The 24,292-nt window shown below is 39.6% G+C and carries 21 protein-coding genes and 1 riboswitch; of the genes, 12 read left to right on the forward strand and 9 right to left on the reverse strand.

Annotated elements, in window-relative coordinates; genetic code table 11:
* Positions 1 to 9: 9 nt before the first annotated feature.
* Together I858_RS15915 and gnd are read right to left on the reverse strand one after the other, a co-directional pair.
* Positions 10 to 1,350, reverse strand: coding sequence for a GntT/GntP/DsdX family permease (locus I858_RS15915; protein WP_049693808.1), 1,341 nt, complete (start codon positions 1,348 to 1,350; stop codon positions 10 to 12).
* Between the two features lie 134 nt (positions 1,351 to 1,484).
* A complete protein-coding gene (gene gnd / locus I858_RS15920) occupies positions 1,485 to 2,369 on the reverse strand; it encodes a phosphogluconate dehydrogenase (NAD(+)-dependent, decarboxylating) (RefSeq protein WP_049693809.1) in 885 nt (294 codons plus the stop codon).
* Between the two features lie 124 nt (positions 2,370 to 2,493).
* On the opposite strand from gnd, the gene I858_RS15925 reads away from it, so the two are divergent.
* Positions 2,494 to 3,345 (forward strand): MurR/RpiR family transcriptional regulator, encoded by an 852-nt coding sequence (locus I858_RS15925; protein WP_049693810.1) that lies wholly within the window; start codon positions 2,494 to 2,496, stop codon positions 3,343 to 3,345.
* A 39-nt stretch (positions 3,346 to 3,384) separates the two neighbouring features.
* Here the strand turns inward: I858_RS15925 and I858_RS15930 are convergent, their stop codons facing one another.
* On the reverse strand, positions 3,385 to 4,308 hold the full coding sequence (locus I858_RS15930) for an NADP-dependent oxidoreductase (RefSeq protein WP_239457193.1): 924 nt from the start codon (positions 4,306 to 4,308) through the stop codon (positions 3,385 to 3,387).
* A 254-nt stretch (positions 4,309 to 4,562) separates the two neighbouring features.
* On the opposite strand from I858_RS15930, the gene I858_RS15935 reads away from it, so the two are divergent.
* Positions 4,563 to 5,789 carry a dicarboxylate/amino acid:cation symporter gene (locus I858_RS15935; protein WP_049693812.1) on the forward strand — a complete coding sequence of 409 codons (1,227 nt, stop codon included), beginning with the start codon at positions 4,563 to 4,565 and terminating at the stop codon, positions 5,787 to 5,789.
* Between the two features lie 86 nt (positions 5,790 to 5,875).
* Here I858_RS15935 and I858_RS15940 read toward each other — a convergent pair whose 3' ends face one another.
* Positions 5,876 to 6,445, reverse strand: a complete 570-nt coding sequence (locus I858_RS15940; RefSeq protein WP_049693813.1) for a class I SAM-dependent methyltransferase — start codon at positions 6,443 to 6,445, stop codon at positions 5,876 to 5,878.
* 159 nt (positions 6,446 to 6,604) lie between these two features.
* Here I858_RS15940 and I858_RS15945 point away from each other — a divergent pair, with 159 nt between their 5' ends.
* Positions 6,605 to 7,198, forward strand: a complete 594-nt coding sequence (locus I858_RS15945; protein ID WP_049693814.1) for a histidine phosphatase family protein — start codon at positions 6,605 to 6,607, stop codon at positions 7,196 to 7,198.
* On the opposite strand, the gene I858_RS15950 is transcribed toward I858_RS15945, so the two are convergent.
* Positions 7,192 to 8,004, reverse strand: coding sequence for a PP2C family serine/threonine-protein phosphatase (locus I858_RS15950; protein WP_049693815.1), 813 nt, complete (start codon positions 8,002 to 8,004; stop codon positions 7,192 to 7,194). The two genes, I858_RS15945 and I858_RS15950, sit on opposite strands and share 7 nt — an antisense overlap.
* A 159-nt stretch (positions 8,005 to 8,163) precedes the next feature.
* Here I858_RS15950 and I858_RS15955 point away from each other — a divergent pair, with 159 nt between their 5' ends.
* Entirely contained in the window at positions 8,164 to 8,508 is a 345-nt protein-coding gene (locus I858_RS15955) for a heme oxygenase (RefSeq protein ID WP_049693816.1), read from the forward strand.
* 98 nt (positions 8,509 to 8,606) lie between these two features.
* Positions 8,607 to 9,800: an MFS transporter gene (locus tag I858_RS15960; protein WP_049693817.1), complete on the forward strand. Its 1,194-nt coding sequence runs from the start codon at positions 8,607 to 8,609 to the stop codon at positions 9,798 to 9,800.
* 168 nt (positions 9,801 to 9,968) lie between these two features.
* Here I858_RS15960 and I858_RS15965 read toward each other — a convergent pair whose 3' ends face one another.
* Positions 9,969 to 11,018 carry an NAD(P)/FAD-dependent oxidoreductase gene (locus I858_RS15965; protein ID WP_049693818.1) on the reverse strand — a complete coding sequence of 350 codons (1,050 nt, stop codon included), beginning with the start codon at positions 11,016 to 11,018 and terminating at the stop codon, positions 9,969 to 9,971.
* A gap of 131 nt (positions 11,019 to 11,149) precedes the next feature.
* Here I858_RS15965 and I858_RS15970 point away from each other — a divergent pair, with 131 nt between their 5' ends.
* The 4 genes from I858_RS15970 to I858_RS15985 all read left to right on the forward strand — a co-directional run bounded on the left by I858_RS15970 (position 11,150) and on the right by I858_RS15985 (position 14,965).
* Positions 11,150 to 11,941, forward strand: coding sequence for an ABC transporter ATP-binding protein (locus I858_RS15970; protein WP_049693819.1), 792 nt, complete (start codon positions 11,150 to 11,152; stop codon positions 11,939 to 11,941).
* A gap of 5 nt (positions 11,942 to 11,946) precedes the next feature.
* Positions 11,947 to 12,873, forward strand: coding sequence for an iron-hydroxamate ABC transporter substrate-binding protein (locus I858_RS15975; RefSeq protein WP_049693820.1), 927 nt, complete (start codon positions 11,947 to 11,949; stop codon positions 12,871 to 12,873).
* 89 nt (positions 12,874 to 12,962) lie between these two features.
* The gene (locus I858_RS15980) at positions 12,963 to 13,961 is read left to right on the forward strand and encodes a FecCD family ABC transporter permease (protein WP_157886533.1); all 999 of its coding nucleotides are present in this window, start codon (positions 12,963 to 12,965) and stop codon (positions 13,959 to 13,961) included.
* Positions 13,958 to 14,965, forward strand: coding sequence for a FecCD family ABC transporter permease (locus I858_RS15985; RefSeq protein ID WP_049693821.1), 1,008 nt, complete (start codon positions 13,958 to 13,960; stop codon positions 14,963 to 14,965). The genes I858_RS15980 and I858_RS15985 overlap by 4 nt, the downstream gene beginning before the upstream one ends.
* 215 nt (positions 14,966 to 15,180) lie before the next feature.
* On the opposite strand, the gene I858_RS15995 is transcribed toward I858_RS15985, so the two are convergent.
* A complete protein-coding gene (locus tag I858_RS15995; RefSeq protein WP_049693822.1) occupies positions 15,181 to 16,173 on the reverse strand; it encodes an EAL domain-containing protein in 993 nt (330 codons plus the stop codon).
* Positions 16,174 to 16,397: 224 nt separating this feature from the next.
* On the opposite strand from I858_RS15995, the gene I858_RS16000 reads away from it, so the two are divergent.
* Both I858_RS16000 and I858_RS16005 read left to right on the forward strand, forming a co-directional pair.
* Positions 16,398 to 16,934, forward strand: a complete 537-nt coding sequence (locus I858_RS16000; protein ID WP_049693823.1) for a dihydrofolate reductase family protein — start codon at positions 16,398 to 16,400, stop codon at positions 16,932 to 16,934.
* Positions 16,935 to 17,068: 134 nt separating this feature from the next.
* The gene (locus tag I858_RS16005) at positions 17,069 to 20,269 is read left to right on the forward strand and encodes a hypothetical protein (RefSeq protein ID WP_049693824.1); all 3,201 of its coding nucleotides are present in this window, start codon (positions 17,069 to 17,071) and stop codon (positions 20,267 to 20,269) included.
* A gap of 83 nt (positions 20,270 to 20,352) precedes the next feature.
* Here the strand turns inward: I858_RS16005 and I858_RS16010 are convergent, their stop codons facing one another.
* Positions 20,353 to 21,222, reverse strand: coding sequence for a hypothetical protein (locus tag I858_RS16010; RefSeq protein ID WP_049693825.1), 870 nt, complete (start codon positions 21,220 to 21,222; stop codon positions 20,353 to 20,355).
* A 46-nt stretch (positions 21,223 to 21,268) separates the two neighbouring features.
* Positions 21,269 to 21,356, reverse strand: a riboswitch (cyclic di-GMP riboswitch).
* Between the two features lie 128 nt (positions 21,357 to 21,484).
* On the opposite strand from I858_RS16010, the gene mgtE reads away from it, so the two are divergent.
* Positions 21,485 to 22,843, forward strand: a complete 1,359-nt coding sequence (gene mgtE / locus I858_RS16015) for a magnesium transporter (RefSeq protein ID WP_049693826.1) — start codon at positions 21,485 to 21,487, stop codon at positions 22,841 to 22,843.
* 153 nt (positions 22,844 to 22,996) lie between these two features.
* On the opposite strand, the gene I858_RS16020 is transcribed toward mgtE, so the two are convergent.
* Positions 22,997 to 24,202, reverse strand: a complete 1,206-nt coding sequence (locus tag I858_RS16020; RefSeq protein WP_049693827.1) for a multidrug effflux MFS transporter — start codon at positions 24,200 to 24,202, stop codon at positions 22,997 to 22,999.
* Positions 24,203 to 24,292: the final 90 nt, after the last annotated feature.

Below are 24,292 nucleotides of genomic sequence, written 5' to 3' on the forward strand. Positions count from 1 at the left end.
AAGTTTAATTTAGATAAAAAAGCTGATAATTAACACTACCACGAAACCGGTCAACCCGATAATGGTTTCCATAACTGTCCAGGATTTCAAGGTATCCTTAACGTCCATGCCGAAATATCGGTTAACCAACCAGAATCCAGAATCGTTGACGTGTGACAAGACAGTCGCGCCTGAAGCGATGGCAATGACGATCAATCCAAGAGCAGGTCCAGTCATTCCCACCATTTCAAGAAGTGGCGTGATAAGCCCTGCTGCTGTTACCATCGCAACCGTTGCAGATCCTTGCGCAACACGAACTGCTGCAGCGATCAAGAATGCTAAAACAATTGGCGGCAATGCTGAATCACCCATCATGTCACCAAGTACTTCGCCAACTCCCGAATCGATTAATACTTGTTTGAAGACTCCACCTGCACCTGTTACTAAGATGATAATCCCAGCAGGCTCAAGCGCTTTAGTAGCAATATTTTGCACTTCTTGACGTGAATAGCCACGTTTTGTCCCAAGTAGATAAAACGTTAGTAATGTGGCAATGGTCAGCGCCACAAATGGATGTCCAAGGAACGTCAAAATCTCACGAACCATATTGCCTTCTTCTAGTAATACCCCTGATAAAGTATTAAATAAGATCAACACAAGCGGAATCAAAATCAACGATGTGATCATCGCAAAGCTTGGCAAATCCTTATCGTATTCCTTTTCTTCAAGTTCCATGTAATCTGGAATTAACACATGAATTTTTTTGCCAATAAAGCGTCCAAATACCGGTCCCGCCAAAATCATCGCAGGAATACCAGCAAGCACACCGAACAAAATAACCCAACCCAGTTCTGCACCAACTAATTCAGCAACCGCAATCGGTCCTGGTGTTGGTGGGATAAAACTATGCGTAACCGCAAGACCTGCTAGTAATGGAATCCCATAATGCAAAAGCGACTTGCCTGTTTTTCTAGCCAATCCGTATACAATCGGCACTAAAATAATAAATCCAACATCAAAAAATACAGGAATCGCAACAATAAATCCAGTAACTCCTAATGCCCATTGTGCTTTGTCTTCACCAAATTTGCTAATCATCGTCGAAGCCAGACGTTCTGCTCCACCCGATACTTCTAGCATTTTACCGAACATGGCACCAAGACCCACTACAACAGCAACAAAGCCGAGTGTCCCACCCATACCGTTTTGAATAGATATAATAACTTCGTTAAGTGGCATGCCCGCTGCGATGCCTACCAATAAACTAACTAGTAATAATGCCACAAAAGCGTGTAATTTTGTACGAATAACTAAGAATAGCAATAAGAATATACCTGCAAGTGCGACCATAATCAACGTTGAACCTGACATATTTTTTCCCCCTTGGTATATAGCTTTCATCAAATGCTATTTAAGAAATATAGAAATCGCTCCAGGCGGTTGCCGTCATCCGCTCGTACTCTACCGCCTGTTGCTCTTTCTTTTTGTAAATTAAAGCTAAAACCTTATTTTTTCTCTACTGCATGTCCACCAAATTCGTTGCGTTGTGCGGCCACGACTTTACCTGCGAACGTGTCTTCTTCTAATGAACGGTAGCGCATCATTAGCGATAAAGTAATCACCGGTGCAGGAACGTTCAAATCAAGTGCTGTTTCTACTGTCCATTTGCCTTCACCTGAAGAATTCATCACCCCTTTGATGCCTTCAAGTTTCGCGTCTTTCGAAAATGCATTTTTCGTCATTTCCATTAAATATGAGCTGATGATCGAGCCATTGTTCCAAACACCTGCCACTTTTTCAAAGTCATAGCCAAAAGGACTTTTGTTGAGAATGTCAAAACCTTCCGCAATCGATTGCATCATGCCGTATTCGATTCCATTATGGATCATTTTTAAGAAATGACCGCTGCCCGCTTCGCCAGTATATAAATAGCCGTCTTCTACAGAAATATCTTTCAATAGAGGTTCAATCGTTTTAAATTTTTCCGCGTCGCCACCAATCATCGAACAAATGCCGTGACGTGCTCCGTCTGTTCCACCACTTGTTCCACAATCAAAGAAGAAAATTCCATGCTCTTTCAAGTTGGCTGCACGACGAACTGTATCTTTATAGTTAGAGTTACCCCCATCAATAATCGAATCTCCCTCTTCTAGTAACGGAGTCAATTCTTGAATAACCGATTCTGTAATTTCACCAGCTGGTACCATTAACCACAACGTGCGCGGTGCTTTTAATTCTTTTATCATTGTTTCAATAGAAGAAACTTGAGTAAAATCGACTTCTTCAACTGCCGCATGACTGTCGTAGCCGACAACTTTATGATTATGGTCGATTAAGTTTAACGCCAAGTTCAACCCCATTTTACCTAAACCAATAATTCCAATTTCCATTTTAAATCCTCCTGTTCTAAAAGAATATTTTTCTTTAATAAGAATATTGTATCAAATATTTTTCCGCTTGCAACATGTTATTCTATAATAGACGAAACTAATTAACAGAAACGAGGCGCGGATCATGAAACAACAGCAATTTGCGCTGGCTGCCATACGCGGTAGTTACCGCCATTTTAGTGAAAAAGAAAAAAAGATTGCCGACTATGTCTTAAATGACCCGAAAAACATCATTCATTTGACCATCAATCAAATCGCTGATGAGTTGGGATTAGCAGAATCAACCATTTTCCGTTTTTGCCAACGAATCGGCTTTAAAGGTTTCCAAGCGTTCAAAATTTCGCTAGCTGCGGAAGTTGTCGCTCCTTTAAAAGACATTCATGAAAAAATTGAAGAAGGCGACAGTATTAGCGCTGTCACCGAAAAAGTATTCCGCTCTAATATTAAAACGCTTGAAGAAACTCTTCAGATTGTTGATGCAGAAGCGATGGAACAAGCAACTCAAAAATTACTAGAAGCTCGGAAAATAGATTTTTATGGCAATGGCGGTTCCGCTATGGTGGCAATGGACGGTTACCATAAATTTGTCCGTTTAGGTCTTCACGTTTCCATGAATTTAGACTCTCATATGCAACTTATGGCTGCTTCTCAACTTCAATCAAATGATGTAGCGATTGTCATTTCCCATTCGGGTTCGACTACTGACGTCCTTGACGTTTTACGTGTGTTAAAAGAAAAAGGAGTGACCATTATCTCTGTCACCAATTTCGCTAAATCGCCTTTGTCTAAAGAAGCGGACATCGCTCTTTATACTGTTTCAGAAGAAACCGATTTCCGTTCTGAAGCACTGGCTTCTCGAATTGCTCAGCTGAGCTTGATCGATGCTCTTTATACCAACTTGATGATTCTCCGAGGCCATAAGGGAAAAAAAGCACTTCAAGACATGCGTCACGCAATGACTCATAAACGGCTATGATCACAAAAAGCCCGTTCCTTTAAAAGGAACGGGCTTTTTTTACTTTGGTTCTTCCATAGACACAACAAGCTTTCCTCTGGCATGTCCTGTCTCTGTTTTTTCCAATGCATCCAATGCTTGTTCAAATGAGTAGACGCGCTCTATTACTAGATGGAGCTTTTTTTCTACCATATCTTGAATTAGCATGTTTACTGCCTCTTGTATGCTGAGTTGATGCTGCATTTGCTCTACTTTAATCTTTCTTTCCGAATCTACTTGGTCACCCGAAACCGTCACAACTTTTCCGCCAGCTTTTACTATATCCATGCTATCTTTGCTTGTTCCGCGGTGAATAGCTAAAGCTGCGTCTACTCCTTCTGGCATCCATTGCTTGATTTGATCTTTCCATTCAGCACTTGAATAATCAACTGCTTTTTCAGCTCCAAGTGACAGTAAGTGTGGATGGTTTTTGCTGGATGCGGAACCTATTACTCGAATCCCTCGATTTTTAGCCAATTGTGTAACGATTGTTCCAATAGCTCCGGAAGCTCCCGCCACAAATAAGGTCTCTCCTGCTTTACAATCTAGAGTGCGCAAGCTTTCTAGAGCTGTTTTGCCAGCTACTGGAATAGCAGCACCTTGCGTAAAGCTAATTTCATTTGGCATCGCTACAAGCATTTGAGATGAAACAGCTGCATACTGTGCCCAACATCCGCCTTTTAGTTGAAAGCTACTCGACAAAATCACTCGATCGCCTAGTTCAAAATCAGAAACTTCGCTCCCCATCTCTACAATGACACCCGCTCCTTCAGATCCAATTGTATAAGGAAACGTCACATTTGGCGGAATGAAGTACCGGTCATGCATACCGACTCCGAAAGCTCGAACTTCCACTAGCACTTCATTATCGTCTATTTGCGGAATGGTTATTTCCTGTATTTCTACTTTATCATTTAATGCGTTTGTTCTAACAAAAGCTTTCATGTTTATCATCCTTTCTTATTTATCTAAAACAGTGCACTGACAAGTATTATTTTTTTGAAACTCAGATGAAAAATCCTATGGTATTTAGTTATCTCAATAAAATCTAACTATTCAATTTTTATGATCTCGATTCAAAGATTCTTTTCGTACAAACAGATGTTTTGACATTAAGCTATAGACTGTTATAAATTAATGAAATGAATCCCGATAGATTTTATAAGGATTAACAGTAATTGAAAAATAGGAGTGAAAATATGAAAGCTGTATGGAATCGATACCTTACGACATCATTGATTTTAAAAATCACAATTGCACTTATACTCGGCGTTGCCGTTGGACTAATTTTTGGAGAGCAAGCAGCTGTTTTGGCGCCTCTTGGGGACTTATTGTTGAATTTATTGACCTTATTGATCATCCCTTTAATTTTGTTTACGATGATGGTTGGGATTAACCAGTCTTCCATTGGAGATCTTGGGCGAATGGGTGGAAAAGTGTTTATTTATTACGCCTTGAGCTCCGCATTTGCCATTATTGTCGGTCTTGCGGTAGCTAGCCTGCTACAGCCTGGCATGGGGATGCAATTGCAAGGCAATGAAACCTTTGATGTTCCAGAAAACCCAGGGATAATTAGCGTCTTGTTGAACATTGTTCCATCTAATATTTTTACAGCATTTACAGAACTCAATTTGCTGGGTATTATTTTTATTGCTTTTGCTTTTGGTATCGCTTTGTCTTATATGCGCAATTCTACTGAATTGGGAAGCTTAGGCGAACATTTGTATAAAACTGTTAATGCATTAAACGAAATGACTTTGATTGTGCTGAAAGCGATTCTTCAATATGTACCGATTGGGATTTTTGCCATAATGGCAAAAACCGTAGGAAGCCAAGGTCTAGATACACTCTTCTCTCTAGGTGAGATGATTTTAGTATTATATGCTGCATTGTTTGTTCAAATTTTGCTTTATGTGCTGGTTCTAGTGATATTCAAAATAAACCCGTTAGAGTTTTTCAAACAAGCACGCACACCGATGTTGACGGCTTTTGTAACGCAAAGTAGTTCTGGTACATTGCCATTAACTTTGAATGCCGCTAAAAACTTAGGATTATCAAAAAGTTTGTATGGCTTTAGTTTGCCACTTGGCGCTACGATTAATATGGATGGCGCGGCAATACGAATTGCGGTTTCGGCTGTTTTCGCAGCAAACCTTGTTGGCGATCCGTTGAGTCTTTCTGAAATGCTCATGGTCGTCCTCATTGGTACACTGGCATCAATCGGAACTGCTGGTGTTCCAGGTGCTGGGATTGTCATGATTGCTACTGTTTTCGTTCAGCTAGGATTGCCGATAGAAGCTGTCGCATTACTGACTGCTATTGATGCATTAGTAGGAATGGGCGCTACTGGGCTTAACGTTACAGGAGACTTAGTAGGTACTACGCTAATTGATAAAAATGAAAAAAAACGGCAAACTGCATCTTAATCTGTCGCTAGATAAAATCCCCTGAACTGAGCTAGCGCTCAGTTCAGGGGATTTTTTAATGTATTTCTACAAGTTACTATTGTGTTCTACAAATTTTTACTAGACTTTCCTTTTTTAACAGCAAGCAGATGATAGTCAACACTCGCTTCGCGGTATTCTATGTAGTCATCAGTGAGAATTTTCCATTCGTGTGGCGATTTCTCAATAATTTTCTTTAAGGTCTTTTCACCTTTATCGCCTTTAATGATACAGTTCACGAAAACTCCGCCTTCTTTAAGCTGAGTTAGAATCGTCTCTACAAATTGGGTTTCTTTTTTTAAATCATTTTTGTAAAAATGCAGCATCGAATCTAGTAACACAACATCGACATCTTTTGAAATTTGATATGTGTATATATCACCAACTATTCCTTCTACAGTTAACTTTCTCTTCTTAGCTTCTCGATTCAATTGTTCGATACCAACAGCCGAATGGTCAACTCCAATTACTTTGTAACCAAGCTCGCCTAGTGACAATGTATCTCTTCCTTGCCCACAACCTAAATCGACAACAGTTCCTTTAGGTTGAAAAGTCGAGAAAAATTCCAGTAGCCCTGGATAAGGGTTTCCAAAATAGTTTTCTTCTTTATAATAGCCATCATATTCTACTTTTTTCATCTGAACCCACCTCTATTAAAATTCTTTTTTTAATTAGAAAGCAACAAGTTCTTCGCTAGGATAAATCGACTTTCAATCTTTCTCCTAAACTATTCCCCTTGTTGTTTCCGATCTCTTTCAGTTATCCTGTTAAAGAGTATAGCAAAGGAGTTGACTTGAATGACGACTATTGGATTTGTACGGCATGGCATCACAGATTGGAACATACAAGGCATCGCGCAAGGTTCTGCAGACGTTCCTCTCAATGAAACCGGCAGACAACAAGCCGCGTCACTTGCAGAACGACTCGTTTCTGAAGAAAAATGGGATGTCATCATCTCTAGTGATTTAGCACGTGCTAAAGAAACCGCTGAAATTATTGGCAACACGCTTGGTTTACCCGTTCATCATTTTGAACCACGGCTGCGTGAGCAAAGTGGTGGCAAAATCGAAGGCACAACAGAAGAAGAGCGTCTTGAAAAATGGGGAGCCGATTGGCGTACCTTAGATTTAGCGATGGAAAACTTGGAAGACGCTGCTGAAAGAGGACTGGCCTGTGTTCTAGAGATCTTAGAAAATTTCGACGATCAACGCGTATTGCTTGTCAGCCATGGCGCTTTGATTGGTCTAACGTTGCAAAAAATCATGCCTGAAACGTTCCAAAAAACGTCTATGGATAATACTTCTATCACGTTATTAACGCATACTGAAAGTCAGTGGACTTGCTCTTTATTTAACTGCACGACACATTTAGTAAAAAGCGAAAGCTATTGATTGCTAGCGTAACTTACTGGTTCTCCTACATTTACATTCCATGAAACCACTGTTGTGCTGTCACGAACGTGGTTTTTTTGAATCGTAGCGAGTAGAGCACTTACGCTATCAGTGGTAGCGATGTCCTTACATTGTTGCCAAATACTGTCGGGTTCAGAAAATACGGCGCCAGGACATTCTACCAGTCCATCTGTTGTCAGCAAGAGCTGATTTTCTCCTTGTCGTAATTCTCGGACGCCACTGCTAAAACAGGGCACAAGTTGTTCAAATGTATTCACTTGTCCAATCCATTCGTAAAATTGCCGTTGGTTGATTTGGTATTGACCAAATGCGGCTAGTTCTGGATGAAATACGTATAATAGGCAATCTCCAACCGAAAACCAATACAGGTATTTACCTTTTCTAACTGCTATCAAAAGAGCCGTTTCACCTTTTGTATCGCGGCATGCTGCTAAAAAGCTTTCTGCTTGCAACAGCTTTAACAAAGCAGTTTCAACTCCTTTAAAAAGTTCAACACTCACCTTACCTGATAGTAAAGAAGTAAGGATTTCTTTATTTTGCTCCATGTATTGGATAACTAATTCGGCACTTTTAGCTGAATGATGCGCATCTAAGACCATAACAAATTCCCACTCTTCTTCACCGTTAACCCAAATTAAACAACCATCTTCGTTTTTCGTTTGCCCTGCAGCGGCAGTGCCGCCAAATCGTCCAAGCACTATATGTTGAACTGAGAGAACATTAAATCGGTCAATAAAAGGATTTTCACTACCAACCCACATTACGGCAGCTGATTTCTTCTTCATATTCAACACCTCACTTTTTCTATTGTTATAAGTATAAATCAGCTTTTAAAATTCGAGTAGAAATTTTGAGTTATGCACCTCACATACATTCAAATGACAAATGTGATAAAGTTATAATAGTTAGCAACTCAAATCCGAACATAAAAGGAGAGATTCTTCATGTATGTCGTAACCAACCGCATCAAAATGAAATCCGGATTCGCAGAAAAAATGGCTCCTAACTTTTCACGACCTGGTGCTTTGCAAGAATTAGACGGATTTATAAAAGTCGAAGTCGCGATTACACAAGATTCGACTGAGTATGATGAACTGAATGTCAGTATGTACTGGGAGACTCTTGAAAATTATGAAGCATGGAAAACGAGTGATGTCTTTAAAGAAGCACACAAACGACCTGAAGCAAGTACGGACAGCAATGAACCGAAAAAAGAATCACCAATGCTAGGCAGTCAACTAACAATTACAAAAATCGTTGGCCTACTTGAAGCTAAAACTTCAAACTGATAAAAACTGACAGATAGCCTAGACGGGCTGTCTGTTTCTTTTGTGCTTCTCTGTTCTCAGCTTTACGAATTATTTTACTTAACAAGGAGCATTTCTATATGAATACTACTAAACCCATTTTATGGACAAGAGATTTTATCATTACCTCATTAGTGAACTTCTTTTTAATTCTCATTTTCTATCTCTTAATGGTAACCATTGCAGTATACGCAGTCGAAGAATATGGTGCTTCAACGAGCGAAGCCGGACTGGTAACAGGAATATTCATCTTAGGTGCATTGACGGGCCGAATTTTTATTGGCCGTAGTATTGATAAAATTGGCCGTAAAAAAACACTGATTATCGGTACGACCTTATTTACACTGACTACATTATTTTACTTTCTGAATTTGGGACTCTCTTTCTTAATGGTTAATCGTTTTTTGCATGGAATGACGTTAGGAATGGCGAGTACGGCCGCAGGAACCATTGTCGCGCAAATTATTCCCATGACGCGCAAAGGTGAAGGCATTGGCTATTTTAGTATGAGCTCGACATTAGCAGCTGCTTTTGGCCCGTTTATCGGCTTGATGTTGAGTCAATATAGCAGCTACGAAATGATCTTCTCTGTTTGTCTGGCTCTTGGTGTGGTCAGCCTTGTCGTCTCTTTGTTGGTTTATGTACCACCAGTCGAAGTGCCACTAACAACGAACGTTACGAAAGGGTTCAAAATCTCGGAATTTGTTGAACTGAAAGCAGTTCCTATTGCCATCGTTTGTTTAGTGGTTGCACTTTGTTATTCAAGCGTCCTATCATTTATCAATTTTTATGCGATGGAAGAAAACCTTGTACAAGCTGCTAGTTACTTCTTCTTAGTTTATGCAATTGCGATTTTGCTATCTCGTCCTTTTACAGGAAGACTGATGGATTTAAAAGGCGCTAATTTTATTATGTATCCAGCGTTCGTCATTTTTGCAGCAGGTTTGTTCTTGCTGAGCATTTCCACGAGTAGTACGGGACTACTCGTAGCGGGTGCCTTGATTGGACTGGGCTTTGGGAATATGCAATCGACAACACAGGCTGTAGCAGTAAAGCTAACACCTCCTCATCGTATGGGGCTGGCCACATCGACGTTCTTTATTTCTATGGACGCGGGACTTGGCTTTGGTCCATACTTACTAGGGTTTATCATTCCGTTGATCGGTTATAGCTCGCTATACGGCGTACTTGGTTTTGTGGTTTTAGCTACTGCGATTTTGTATTATTTCATGCACGGCAAAAAAGAACAGGCCGAAGCTTTAGCCTATAAGTAATAAGACAACAAAAAAAACGGCCATTGGGGCCGTTTTTTTTGTTGTTTTTCTAAAGCAATTACTTTAGTTTGATGGACGATGCAGTGGAGATGACCAGTAAAAGAAATAGATTGCCAATAGCCGATTACTTCTGTTCGGGCTATGTCAAACAATCTAGAAAGCTTTTTTCTAGACCAATAATTGCTTAACCAATTCTTTGTTGCGTTTTTTGAATACTTCATTGTGAGAAGAAACCATTGCGATTTCGTTAGCGTCTGGCTGAATATGGTGCTTGGCTTTATTGACTGCATTTGCCGCATCGTGGAACGTTCCAGCAATCAAATTCAATTTTCCTTCGTGCTGCAGAATGTCACCTGCTGCAAAAAGACCTTCCTCTGAAGATTCACTATTTGATGTACCCGCAATGTAATAATCATCAGCAATTTCAATATTTAATGGGCTGTTGCCGAGTAAACTAATGTCGCGTTCATAACCATGATTAATAATCATTTCATCGATTCGCAACAGCTGTATTTCTCCTGTTTCTTGATGAGTGAGTTCAACAAATTCAATGGCATCTCGATCGTCTGAAGCGATCAAACGTGTGATCGTGGTATGAAGACAACAAATGGCTGATCCGGTCATTAGCTGTGTCACTTGCGCTTCGTGTCCGGCAAGCTCTGGTTTACGATAAGTGACATATACTTGTTTAGCAATTGGCTCAAGCTCGTTGGCCCAATCGATTGCTGAATTTCCACCGCCCGAAATGAGAACGGTCTTGTCTTTGAATCGTTCAAGGGACTTGACCGTATAATTCAAGTTCGACACTTCAAAACGTTCGGCCCCTTCAATCTTCAGCTTTTGAGGGTTCAAAATACCTCCACCCACAGCTACAATAACCGTTTTTGATAAATGAATCTGGCCGGAAGAGCCAATTAGTTCAAAAAAACCATTCTCGTTTTTCGCTATAGCCTCTATTTTTTCATTCAATACGACTTCTGGTTGGAAGGTTAGCCCTTGTGCAACTAGTTGATCAATAAGCTTTGCTCCTTGAATTGGTGGCTGTCCTCCTACATCCCAAATCATCTTCTCCGGGTACACATGAATTTTACCGCCCAATTGTGGCTGAAATTCAACAAGCTTGGTTTTCATTTCTCGTAAACCACTATAAAAGGCTGAATATAAACCCGCAGGACCTCCGCCTATAATCGTTACATCAAAAAGCTCTTTTTCCACCATCTATCTTCACTCCTATCGCATTGTATTTCTATTGACAACCTTATAATTTAGTCTTATAGTGTTGATTGTACTGAAAATGAGAATCATTATCAATGAAAAAGATAATAAAATTAAATTAGGAGGTTTTTTGGATGGTGCGTTTGTTCACCGAGGAGCTAAATATTGGCTATGGAGACCGCTTGATTGTCAAAGATTTGACTGTCCAAATTCCAGACAAAAAAATTACGACGATTATTGGTTCGAATGGCTGCGGCAAATCAACGCTGCTAAAAGCGCTTACTCGTGTGATTCCGCATCAATCTGGAACAGTCGTATTAGATGGTAGTAATATCGCACAGGAAAACACAAAGTCTTTAGCTAAAAAAATGGCGATTCTTCCTCAAACACTAGACAGTGCTGCTGGATTGACTGTTGGCGAACTGGTTTCGTACGGACGATTTCCTTATCAAAAAGGATTTGGTCGACTATCTAAAAGAGATTACGAAATTATCAACTGGGCGCTAGATGTCACCGGTACGCAATTTTTCAAATACCATCCAGTTGATGCTTTATCTGGTGGCCAGCGTCAGCGCGTCTGGATTGCGATGGCTCTTGCTCAGGAAACTGAAATGATTTTTTTAGACGAGCCTACCACATACTTGGATATGGCTCATCAGCTAGAAATTCTTGAATTGCTTCAGCAACTAAACCAGCAACAAGAACGAACCATTATCATGGTGCTCCACGACCTGAACCAAGCAGCACGTTTTGCAGATCACATCATCGCCATGAAAGACGGACAAATCATTAAATCTGGCAACTGCCATGAAGTCATCACTCAACCGGTTTTAAAAGAAGTATTCCGGATTGATGCGGACATCGGTCTGGACCCCCGAACACAAAAACCGATGTGCATAACATATAACTTAATTGGAGGAGTTTAACCCCTATGAAAAAAATATTTTTACCACTATTTCTATTTACGTTATTGCTAATTCTTGGTGCCTGTAATTCTGAGTCAACTGCTGAGGAAACAAAAACACCGGATACAGATAAAAAGGCCGAAACTATTACATATGAGTCTGAAAGCGGTCCCGTTGAAGTTCCTGCGGATCCACAACGCGTTATTGTTCTTTCCACGTATAGCGGTGACGTGATGTCTCTAGACGTTCCTTTAGTAGGCGTTGATTCATGGTCAAAAAACAACCCGCGTTTTGAAGAAAAGTTAACAGATGTAGAAGAAGTGGCAGATACAGATCTCGAAAAAATTATTGAATTAGAGCCTGACTTGATCATTGGCGGTTCAACCATCAACAATATCGACAAATTAAGTGAAATTGCCCCAACTGTTACATTTACTTATGGCAAATTGGGTTATTTGGAGCAACACCTAGAAATCGGTAAAGTACTCAATAAAGAAAAAGAAGCACAAACTTGGATTACCGACTTCCAAGAACGTGCACAGCAAGCTGGCGAAGATATCCGAGCTGAAATCGGTGAAGATGCAACCGTTTCTGTTATTGAAAACTTCGACAAGCAACTGTATGTGTTCGGAGATAACTGGGGCCGCGGAACAGAAATTCTGTATCAAGAAATGAAACTAAAAATGCCTGCCAAAGTGAAAGAAATGGCATTAGCAGACGGTTATTACATGTTGTCTCAAGAAGTGTTGCCTGAATACATGGGCGACTACGTGATCTTCAGTAAAGACAGCACACAGGACAATTCGTTCCAAGAAACGGACCTTTACAAAAACACACCTGCTGCTAAAAACGGACAAATTTTCGTAGCAAACGCTAAAGAATTTTACTTTAATGATCCGATTACACTGGAATATCAATTAGAATTTTTTATTGAAAACTTTTTAGGCAAGTAATGGACTACCAGTAAGTTCCACGTATATAACAAAAAAGAGGGATTCTTTAGCAGAATCCCTCTTTTATTCTCAGGAAAAGATGATGATTTATGAATCCTAAAATACCCTTTCCCGTAAAATTCATTTTGAGCCTGTTTCTATTAGTACTGACACTTATCGTCTCGTTGATTTTTGGGGCGGCAGATATCAGTCTAAAAGAAGTGGTGCTGGCATTGTTTTCAACTCGTTTTAGTGATGGCATCGGTGTGATCCGAGAAATCCGTCTACCCCGCGAAATTGCTGCTATTTTTGTTGGGGCGGCGTTGGCCGTTTCTGGAGCGATGATGCAAGGCATGACACGGAATCCGCTAGCCGATCCAGGTCTCCTTGGCCTAACGGCTGGAGCAAATGCCGCGTTGGCTATTACTTTGGCCTTTATCCCTGCAGCCAATTATTTCGGTATCATGATTGCCTGCTTTATCGGTGCCGCTGTTGGTGCCGCTTTGGTATTCGGCATTGGCGCTGTAAAAAAAGGTGGCTTTTCACCTTTTCGAATCGTCCTTGCAGGAGCGGCTATTTCGGCTTTTCTAACCGCGATTGCTGAAGGAGTCGGTCTCTACTTTAATATCTCTAAAAATATTTCACAATGGACAGCAGGTGGATTGATTGGCACCTCCTGGGGACAATTACAAGTCGTTGTTCCGTTTATCGCTGTTTCTTTACTGATTGCTATATTCTTATCAAGACAATTGACCATTCTTAGTTTGAGCGAAGAAGCCGCAATTGGGCTGGGGCAAAAAACAGCACAAATCAAAGCCATTCTCTTTGTTATTATTACATTGCTTGCGGGAGCTGCTGTTGCACTTGCTGGCAATATGGCTTTTATCGGCTTAATGATTCCTCACGTCGTAAGAGCAATTGTGGGAACTGATTACCGCTTTATCATCCCAATGTCTGCAGTAGCTGGAGCTATTTTTATGCTGTTGGCTGATCTTATCGGCCGAACCATCAATGCACCGTTCGAAACACCCGTAGCAGCAATCATCGCGATTATTGGCTTGCCTTTCTTCTTGATCATTGTTCGTAAAGGAGGCAAAGCATTCTCATGATTCATCCGACCTTACGAAAAAAACAACGAATTTCGTATTACGTATTACTCGCGTTAATCTTATTGACTGCTATTACTAGTATTGGCTTAGGTTATTCTCCTATCTCTTATGATCGCTTAATGCCTGCTATTCTAGGAGAAGGTACTTTTAAAGAAGAATTCATCTTGTTTTCCATTCGCTTGCCGCGTATTTTAATAACCTTACTAGCTGGAATGGCATTGGCGTTATCTGGTGCGATTTTACAAAGTGTAACACGCAATGATCTCGCAGATCCTGGTATTATCGGCATCAACTCCGGAGCAGGTGTAGCCATTTCAGTATTCTTCTTATTTGTACCTGTAGAAGCTGGTGCCTTTGCTTATTTACTTCCTATCGTTGCTTTTGCAGGAGCACTTTTAACTGCTGTTTTAATTTATATATTTTCATACTCTCGCAGCACGGGGCTGCAGCCTATTCGTTTAGTGCTCGTCGGAATTGGTTTTTCGATGGCCTTATCTGGCGTGATGATTGTACTGATTTCTTCTGCTGAACCAGAAAAAGTCGATTTTATCGCCAATTGGTTAGCAGGGAGTATTTGGGGAGCAGATTGGCCGTTTATCGTTGCTATTGTGCCATGGCTATTAGTATTAATTCCATTTACATTGTACAAAGCAAACCGCATGAATGTTCTTAGTTTGAGTGATCCTGTCGCTATTGGCATTGGCGTTTCTCTTGAAAAAGAACGTCTTGTTTTACTACTTGCGGCTGTCGCCTTGGCCGCTTCTGCCGTTTCTGTTACCGGTGGAATTGCGTTTATTGGATTAATGGCACCGCATATAGCCAAAGCAATTGTCGGACCTCGCCACCAATTATTCTTGCCACTCGCGATTTTGATTGGCGGTTGGTTATTGTTACTAGCAGACACCATCGGACGAAACTTACTTGAGCCTTCTGGGATTCCAGCAGGCATTATGGCTGCGTTGATCGGTGCTCCTTATTTTATTTATTTATTGTTGAGAAAATAAACAGACAGGATCTTTCATGAGTGAAAGATCCTGTCTGTTTGTTTTATTTTGGATTGATTTTTTTATTTTGGATTTGCACAGATACTCTTACGATCAAGCTCAACATAACCCCAATACTTGTAATCATGTAAAATAGAGTGGCAATTTCACCAAAACTCGTTGCAGACTCTTGTTTCCAATTAAAGAGTAGTCATTTCTACAGCCTACGTTTTTTCTCAGACTTCAGATAAAGGCGATGCCGCTGGTTTCCCAAAATAATAACCTTGGAATAATTGATAGCCAAGCTGTTTTAACCACTCAAAATCCTGATAGGTTTCAATGCCTTCTGCTAACGGAATAGAACCGATTTCTAAAGCCTTTTCCAAAAATCTCCTCGCTATCTTTTGCTTTTCTATGTCTTTAGCGACATTAAAAACATATTGCATGTCGAGCTTCATGTACTTTGGTTTTAAGTCCGCTAAAAGTTCAATTGTGCTATATCCTTCACCGACGTCATCTAATGCATAATCGAATCCTCGATCTCTATAGTAACGGAGGATTTTCTTTAAATGATTAAGGTCGTCTACTTTTTCCGTTTCCACAACTTCAAATACTAACGACTTTGGATTGACGCCTAATCGCTCTGACAACTCAATTGTCGAACGCAAGCAAAATTCGGGTGAGTATATAGACGTCGGAATAAAGTTAATAAACGCTTTTTTCCCCTTTAATGCAGCTGCGTATTTTACAGCAGTCATGCGGCAAACACGGTCTAATGCGTATAAACGGCCGCGTGTTTTTGCTGCAGGAAACACCTCATTGGGATAAATCATCGAACCTTCTTTACTGTGAAAACGTGCAAGCATTTCATAAGCATAAACCGTTTCACTACTATCGACGATTGGTTGATAATGGCAAACGAGCTGTTCGTTTTTGATGACTTCATCAATCCACTCTGTCGCAAAAACGTCAGTCATTTTTTCTACCGGTTGCCACGCTTCTTGATTGATGCGATAAACGACATTTTCCTTTTCCAACAAATCAGTGCAAAAATCCAGAAATTCTCTAGCACCTTGTTCATCTAACTGTAGTTTGTTGTCTTTTTGCACGACTTTTATTTTTTGTCTTTCCAAATGATCTATGACAAGTTGCAACGCCGAAAGATTTTTCTGTCCTTCTAGCTTAATTTCAAAATTGATGGCTGTAACTGCACAGCTATTGCATGGCATTTGTTACCCCTCCTCTTTTACTATAGTTTACTTGATGGATTCAAATAAATGTTACTTTTTCATAATAAAATCCATTTATTTTACTTTTAATTCATTTATCTGATAATTACAATTCTCAATTTAAAGGATATTTTCAGTTGAGCACGAATTAAATCTATTAAGTTCTAAATCTTATGGGAACAAAATGATAGCCACTTTTATTTCATTCACAAAGGAGAATGATCATGGGAAAAATTATTGTAGCTATGTATGTAACACTTGATGGTGTAATGGAAGAACCGTCGTGGACAGCCCCTTATTGGGATGACGAACTAGCTAAATTTCAACTAGACTTATTGTTTGGTAGTGATGCATTGCTTCTTGGACGTGTAACATATGAAGGATTCGCTGCTGCTTGGCCCTCAGCTGAAGATGAAGAAGGGTTTGCTGATCGAATTAATCAGTTACCAAAATATATCGTATCCACAACGTTGCAACGTACTGAATGGAATGCTCGGCTCATCACCAGTAATTTTGTGCAAGAAGTCGTTAAGTTGAAAAAAACGGGACAGCGGTTATTGGTCTATGGGAGTGCCGAGTTGATCGAGACTTTGTTAAAGCATGATTTAATCGATGAACTGCATTTAATGACCTTCCCTCTTGTCTTGGGTGAAGGCAAACGACTATTTAAAGAAAATGCCGATCAAAAAATGTTCAACCTTCAAACAATCCGTTCTACTGACTCTGGTGTCTTGATCGCTAGTTACATACCAGATAAATAAGCACAAAGGATCGAATACTCCTTTTATAGGGATTCTTTTATTTGTATAAATAAGTAATTTCTTTCTATTTGTTATATCTTTTAAGCTATAATGGCATGAGAATACTATTTTGCAACTTGGAAAGAGTGACATAAGTGAAGAAAACATTATTATACTTGTCTGGAATTATTCTATTACTAGCACTTCCTATCTTATTTTGGTTTTTAAAAGGAGAGAAAATAGTTAATATAACAATCATTGATAAGACAGTTCCGACTGAAAACTATCGAGAGCACAAAGGGTTAACGTGGCTATTGAATCATCAACGTTATGTGTCAAAAGCTGGAGAAATGTATAAGACTGATACGGACTATTATGGCTTTTTTCCAAATGAAAAAGAAAAAGACTATAGCATTCGTGAACTTCCTGAAGATTTTTCTGGAACCGACCTTATTTACCTTGCAGATACATACGGAGTTTTTGAAGAAGACCTTTCTTGGAACACTAAAGAAAAAAATTCTGGCGGTTCGTCTATGATTTCAGGTGGACTTCAGATGATTGAATGGCAAAAAATTAAACAGCAAGTTCAGTCTCAAGGCACAGACTTGGTTATGGAGTTTAATACGTTTGCTTCTCCAACACCGAAAGATGTTTCTGAAGATATGAATGAATTCCTAGGATTGGAATGGAGCGGTTGGAGCGGACGTCATTTTCCAGAACTCCAAACTACTGATAGCGAAGTTCCTCAATGGATTATTACCAATTATGAGAAAAGTGATAGAAAATGGGATTTTGAAGGTGCTGGATTTGTCCTTGTTCATGACGAGACCAGTGAAATTATTGTTCTTTCTGAAAAAGCAGCTGAAGTTGGGACAGATGGATTACATCTTGAGTTTACTGAAAAAGGGACGGAACAGTTTGATTTAAAAAATAGTCCGGCTTTTGGTTATTGGTTTGATATTAATATAGCTTCTCCTGATACCGAGGTTTTGGCTGATTATAAATGGGATGTTAAAAAATCTGGTAGTGACAAGTTAGAGGCAGCGGGAATCCCACTCAACTTCCCAGCTGTCTTCCACCAATCAAAGTACGGCGCAGATATTTATTATTTTGCAGGAGATTTTGTCGATATGGACGATGTTCCGCGCTTTACTCGTTATGCAGGATTTTCGAAAATCCGTTCTTTTCTTTCTTCTGAACTAGTAGATGCCGAAAAAAGCTTTTATTGGAAGACTTATATCCCAATGATGGAAGCTATTTTAGCAACTACAGAGAAAAAAAGAACTTTGGCTGAAACAACGAAAAAAGCTGAGGTTGTAGAAGAGGGCATTTCTTATCCTTCTCGTATTAACGGAGATGCATTTGAAGTTTATGAAGATGGAAAATGGCAATCATTTACGATCAAAGGCGTTAATATGGGAATGGCCAAGCCCGGTACATTCCCAGGAGAAGCCGCAATTTCACGTGATGAATACGATCGTTGGTTTAAGGAAATCGGTGAAATGAACGTCAACGCGCTTCGTGTGTATACTCTTCATCCACCTGCTTTTTATGAAGCATTTGCTGATTATAATGCTAGCGCTGATAAACCACTATATTTATACCATGGCGTTTGGATTGATGAAGAGCCTTTAGTAGAATCTTTAGATGCATTCGATCCGGAAATTACTGAGCGTTTCCAGAAAGAAGTTAAAAAAGTTGTAGACGTTGTTCATGGTGATGCTGTTGTAAAAAAAGAACCTGGACATGCTTATGGTAAGTACAAAGCGGATATTTCTCCTTATGTTATCGGATGGATAATCGGTATTGAATGGTTCCCAATCATGGTCGATCAAATGAATATAGATTATCCAGACCTTGGTGATTATCAGGGCCAATATGTATACTCAGAAAATGCCAATCCGATGGAAAATTGGGTAGCGCAGCAAATGGACCATCTTGCATCTTACGAACTAGACACGTATCAAAGTATGCGTCCGTTAAGCTTTACAAACTGGGTGACCACTGACAACATAGATCAGCAAGCAGAACCAAGTGATCAAGAAGACTTGGCAACTGTCGATCCAAATCATATCAAAACGAAAGGTATAACAGATACAGTCGGCATGTTTGCTTCTTATCATGTCTATCCGTATTATCCTGACTTCTTGAATTTAGAAGAGCGCTATGTTGAATATGTAGATCATCGTGGTGAATTTAATAACTACGCAGGCTATTTGAAGGATTTAAAAAATTCTCACGACATGCCAATTGTCATCGCCGAGTTTGGCATTCCTGCTTCGCGTGGCATGACTCATGAAAACCCGTTTGGTTGGAATCAAGGTTTTATCTCTGAACAACAGCAAGGAGAAATCGTTAGCCATATGTACGAAGATATATTGGAAGAAGGCATGCTTGGCGGCATGGTTTTTACTTGGCAAGATGAATGGTTTAAACGAACTTGGAACACTATGGATTATGATAATCCGAACGAACGACCGTTTTGGTCTAATGCGCAAACGAACGAGCAACAATTTGGGTTGTTAAGCTTTGATCGTCATAAAGTCAAAGTCGATGGCATCGACGATTGGGAAGAAGAACAAACTCTCTACGAAAAAGAAGATGGTGCACTTCGCACATTGACGATGGATTCAGACGAGCGTTATGTTTATATTAAAGCACAATTCGAACCCACCTATAAAAACTGGTGGACTGAACAAGACTTCAATCTTTACTTTAGTCTTCGAAATAACGATGGTATTGCCGTTAATGCTTTAAAGAATACCGAATTTCTTGCAGACTATCAGTTGAAAATTGAAAACCTAGAACAAGCTCAATTACGAGTTGCAGGTGATTACGACACTTTCTACTACGATTACCATAAACGTTTAGAAATGATTCCTGCTGAAAAAAATATCGAATCGACTTTTCATCCCATTCGATTAGCGTTGAACAAAGAATTCGTGCGCCCAGACACCGGAGAAAAGCTTCCGTTTTCTTCATACGAAACAGGCATTTTCCAATTTGGGATTGCCAATCCGGAGCATCAAGACTACAATTCGTTAAATGATTATTATTACGATCCGCAAACGGGAATTATGGAGATTCGGATTCCTTGGATGCTGTTGAATGCAAAAGATCCTACTAAACGAGAATTTATGGGCAACCTTCAAAAAGATGGACTTGAATCTACAATTACAATTGAAGGACTAGATTTTGCAGCTAGTTTAACTAGCAAAAACGGAAAAATCGTCGAAGCTTTTGATACATCTCAAGTAGCCCATTATTCTTGGGATACCTGGGGATTACCTAAATCCGAAGAACGTTTGAAACAATCCTATTACATTCTTCAAAAAACGTTTGAAGAAACCGAATAAGATAGCGTTGAAAAATAAAAACCTGACAGTGAAAAGTGAAATACTTTTCACTGTCAGGTTTTTAGACTTTATTAGCCTAGTTTTTATGGTTTCATTGTTTTCCAGCTGTCTACATGATGAACTGCGATGCCGCCAAATCCTTGTATTCCCGAATAATAAGCAGCTACTGTCGCTAATTCATTTTCCATGTAAGTTTCGCCTTCTTCATAAAACGAAATATTGTCGCCTTCGTCTGTTTGATCTGTTTCAATACCGACCACTACCACTTTTCCATATTTCTCTGCATACGCTACTTCGTTTTTCACCAGTTCTGTAATCATAGCTGCTGAATCTCGGTAAGCCATCAACGTCACACTTGCTGTATTCGCAATAACCCATTCTGCGAGCACGCCTTTGCCATAGGTGTTTTTATAGAGAATTTCATCAAACCAAAAAGGCATATCCACTTCTAATAGCAAACTTAATGCCGCTGTACTCGCCTTTGCTTTGTGTAACAGCGATTGATAGGATTTTACCGTTGCTGCATGGTTTGTATTCCAACCGCTATAAAGATACGGTTCCACATCCAGATGAACTCCAGTGAATTTTTGAGACGGTGTTGCTTGTTGTTGATACGTGGTTAACCAATTCATAAGTCGGTCTTGTTTCACAAACCCTTTTGGCGCTACCCAATCACTTGCCCCATCTAGCGCATAAATGGTCATGCCTGCCGCTCCTGCTTTTTCAATAAAATCGCTATAGACATTGACTGGAATATCCTCATCGATTTGCACATAAACTTTGTTCACATTTTTACTTTGTAAAAAAGCGAGTGTTCCCGCTTCGTCACTGTTAATCATCCACGGATTCCATAACCACGTGCCTCGAGTATCCTTTTCAACCGCTTGCACACCAAAACTATTTTGTGTCAGCATAAACACCAACCACACACCTGCTATCATTATTTTTTTCACCTTCTCATATCCTCTCGCTCTAAAAGCCCTAGTTCAAGAAATGAGACTCGGCAACCTGACAACCTTGCGCTTTTCAACGGGTAGGCTCATGACTTTGCGTCCTCCCCTTTCGGTGAAGTTTGCCTTTTTAGATTTTTCTTATTATATGTTAATTTATGCATTTCTACCATCTTTTTTAAATAACCCTTTCAATATGTTGCATTTAAGGCAATAATCAACGTTAGGGTTTCCCTATATCATTTATTAAAAGGAGTGACCTATCATGTCTACAGCGGTACGTGAAGACGAAATTACATTGACGCTAATTCAGTCTTTACAAGAAGGCAATAGCATTGAATTTCAAGAAATATTGAACGAACTTCAACCCTATGATATGGGTGTTCATTATCAACATTTACCAGAAAAGCACAGAAACAAATTTTTGCTTTATTTAACGATTTTTCAACTAACTGATTTAATGCAAGAGCTTCCCAAAACGGAACAAGCTAATATTCTTCAAAAACTAGGTGTAGAAAAATCAACACAAGTTCTAGACCGTATGGATAACGATGATTTAGCTTTGTTTTTGGCTGATTTAGAACCTGAACGTATTGAAGAATTATTATCTCAAATTAACCAAGTTGACTCAGAATTTGTTCAAAAGAATATGAACTACCCCCCTGAAACTGCAGGACGTCTCATGAATAATCGATACGTATGGATTCCACGACACTATACAATACGAGATGCCATTGATAAAATCAGACATTTTGTAGAAATAGCAGAATACCTTAACTATCTTTATGTAGTAGATGAAGACAAAAAACTACTCGGTGTTATTTCTTATAAAGATTTGATTCTTGGAAATCTTGGAGATAAAGTTGAAGACATTATGTACAACCGTGTTGTCAAAGCCGATGTATTGATGGACCAAGAAGATGTCGCTCAAATAATTAGTCGATATGATTTTGTTACACTTCCCATCATTGAAGAAGACAATACACTTGCCGGTGTCGTAACGGTTGACGACGTAATTGATGTCGTCATGCAAGAAGCTAACGAAGATATCGAAAAATTATCTGCTTCTGGAAAATCGATTGATTTTGATACTCCCTCTTTAACGGCTGCATATCGACGCTTACCTTGGTTGATTATCTTATTGTTTATTGGTTTGTTTTCAGGAAGTATTATTAGTCGTTTTGAAGAAACCTTACAAGCTGTTGTAGCATTAACTTTCTTTATGCCATTAATTGCGGGGATGACTGGGAACACAGGAACGCAATCTTTGTCGGTGGTCGTGCGTGGCTTGGCTTCACAAAAGCTAAATACCAAACAAACCATTAAGCTGATTATTCGTGAATTGTGGGTAGGAATTATTATTGGCGTTATTTGTTCTGTCCTTATTTTGCTGATTGCTTATGTGTGGCAAGGTAACTTTATATTGGGTGTTGTCGTTGGTGGATCGTTACTGATGACGTTGATTATTGGTACTTTAGCTGGCACTATTATACCGCTTATTTTGTACAGATTAAATATTGATCCAGCCGTTGCTTCAGGACCGCTCATTACTACAATTAATGATATTCTATCTCTATTAATTTACTTTGGCATGGCTACTTTATTTATTTCTCAGTTGATGTAAAAAAAGATTACTTTATTTTTCTAGGTCGATAACTTAGCTATGGCGGCTGATATACGAGTTCAATATGCAAATTACTTGTTTAGCTTTTGTAAAATAGTGAGAAAAACATTTTTAAGCACTATAAAAAGCCCAGAACCAGTTCTGGGCTTCCACTTACTTAGCAGGAGATGAAATTGCGTTTTTCGCTAGTAGTAAATAAGCGAGTAACGCAATCAAACACATCGAAAAAATAACTACGCCCATCGGGACCGCTGTATTTTCTCCAGCTATTCCGACAAGTGGCGCTGTCGCAGCTCCAAGGATAAAAGGCAACAATCCGAGTAGCGCAGAAGCACTTCCTGCAACATGTCCTTGACTTTCCATTGCAAGCGTAAAAGAAGATGTTCCGACGACGCCAATAGACAGAATGAAAAAGAAAATTGGGATCGCGACTGCCCACAAAGGGCCTTGCATCAGCACTACAACTAATAAAATAGCGCCTGCTACAGTTGCTGTATAAAGAGCTGTTTCTAAAAATCTTTTTTCAGACCAAATATGCGTAAATCGACCGACTGAATAGCTACCAATAATTAACGCAATGCCGTTCACACCAAACAACAAACTGAACATTTGAGGAGAAGCACCGTAAATATTTTGATAAATAAAAGGTGTACCCGATACATATGCAAAAACGCCACCAATCAGAAACCCTTGTGCTAATGCATACCCTGTAAACTGACGATTTTTTAAAATCCCTGCAAAATTACCAATAGTTGATTTTAAATTACTCGGCACACGTTTTTCCAGCGGTAAACTTTCTTTTAGCTGGAAAGTAGCGAGGACAAGCAACAGGATGCCGAGCACTGTCAATAGCATGAAAATCCCTTTCCAATCTGCAAACAATAGCACACCACTGCCAATTGAAGGTGCAATTAACGGTACCAAGTTGCCAATCACCATCAGTAAAGCAAACAATCGTGTCAGCTCTGGACCATGACTAACATCGCGCACTATTGCCCGGGAAATAACGAGTGCTCCTGAAGCGGCGAACCCTTGAACAAAGCGAAGAAATACGAAGAGGTAGATGTTTGGAGCAACTAGACAGGCAATTGATGCCACAATATACGCAACTAAAGAAATTAACAAAGGCTTACGTCTTCCGTGCATATCACTAAATGCACCTGCAACCAATTGACCAATCGCTAGACCTAACAAACATGTTGTCAGACTCAATTGAACAAGACTGGCATTTGTTTTATAAACGTCCGCTAAAATCGGGAATGCGGGCAAATACATATCAATTGTGAATGGCACCAAAGTAGTTAAAGCACCTACCAATAAAATAAAATGAATACGTTTTAGACCTGTCGAACTTTCCACTTTCTTTACACCTTCTTTTCTTTCTTTGCTTTTGGATCTTTTATTTTACTAGTGACCATAACAAAAAACCGCAACTATTAGTTTATCACA

It is taken from the genome of Planococcus versutus (assembly GCF_001186155.3).
Lineage (GTDB): Bacteria > Bacillota > Bacilli > Bacillales_A > Planococcaceae > Planococcus > Planococcus versutus.

Excerpts from the sequence above, each read along its gene's own strand:
- I858_RS15915 (WP_049693808.1), bottom strand. The coding sequence starts at position 1,350 with ATGTCAGGTTCAACGTTGATTATGGTCGCACTTGCAGGTATATTCTTA.
- gnd (WP_049693809.1), bottom strand. The coding sequence starts at position 2,369 with ATGGAAATTGGAATTATTGGTTTAGGTAAAATGGGGTTGAACTTGGCG.
- I858_RS15925 (WP_049693810.1), top strand. The coding sequence starts at position 2,494 with ATGAAACAACAGCAATTTGCGCTGGCTGCCATACGCGGTAGTTACCGC.
- I858_RS15930 (WP_239457193.1), bottom strand. The coding sequence starts at position 4,308 with ATGAAAGCTTTTGTTAGAACAAACGCATTAAATGATAAAGTAGAAATA.
- I858_RS15935 (WP_049693812.1), top strand. The coding sequence starts at position 4,563 with ATGAAAGCTGTATGGAATCGATACCTTACGACATCATTGATTTTAAAA.
- I858_RS15940 (WP_049693813.1), bottom strand. The coding sequence starts at position 6,445 with ATGAAAAAAGTAGAATATGATGGCTATTATAAAGAAGAAAACTATTTT.
- I858_RS15945 (WP_049693814.1), top strand. The coding sequence starts at position 6,605 with ATGACGACTATTGGATTTGTACGGCATGGCATCACAGATTGGAACATA.
- I858_RS15950 (WP_049693815.1), bottom strand. The coding sequence starts at position 8,004 with ATGAAGAAGAAATCAGCTGCCGTAATGTGGGTTGGTAGTGAAAATCCT.
- I858_RS15955 (WP_049693816.1), top strand. The coding sequence starts at position 8,164 with ATGTATGTCGTAACCAACCGCATCAAAATGAAATCCGGATTCGCAGAA.
- I858_RS15960 (WP_049693817.1), top strand. The coding sequence starts at position 8,607 with ATGAATACTACTAAACCCATTTTATGGACAAGAGATTTTATCATTACC.
- I858_RS15965 (WP_049693818.1), bottom strand. The coding sequence starts at position 11,018 with ATGGTGGAAAAAGAGCTTTTTGATGTAACGATTATAGGCGGAGGTCCT.
- I858_RS15970 (WP_049693819.1), top strand. The coding sequence starts at position 11,150 with ATGGTGCGTTTGTTCACCGAGGAGCTAAATATTGGCTATGGAGACCGC.
- I858_RS15975 (WP_049693820.1), top strand. The coding sequence starts at position 11,947 with ATGAAAAAAATATTTTTACCACTATTTCTATTTACGTTATTGCTAATT.
- I858_RS15980 (WP_157886533.1), top strand. The coding sequence starts at position 12,963 with ATGAATCCTAAAATACCCTTTCCCGTAAAATTCATTTTGAGCCTGTTT.
- I858_RS15985 (WP_049693821.1), top strand. The coding sequence starts at position 13,958 with ATGATTCATCCGACCTTACGAAAAAAACAACGAATTTCGTATTACGTA.
- I858_RS15995 (WP_049693822.1), bottom strand. The coding sequence starts at position 16,173 with ATGCCATGCAATAGCTGTGCAGTTACAGCCATCAATTTTGAAATTAAG.
- I858_RS16000 (WP_049693823.1), top strand. The coding sequence starts at position 16,398 with ATGGGAAAAATTATTGTAGCTATGTATGTAACACTTGATGGTGTAATG.
- mgtE (WP_049693826.1), top strand. The coding sequence starts at position 21,485 with ATGTCTACAGCGGTACGTGAAGACGAAATTACATTGACGCTAATTCAG.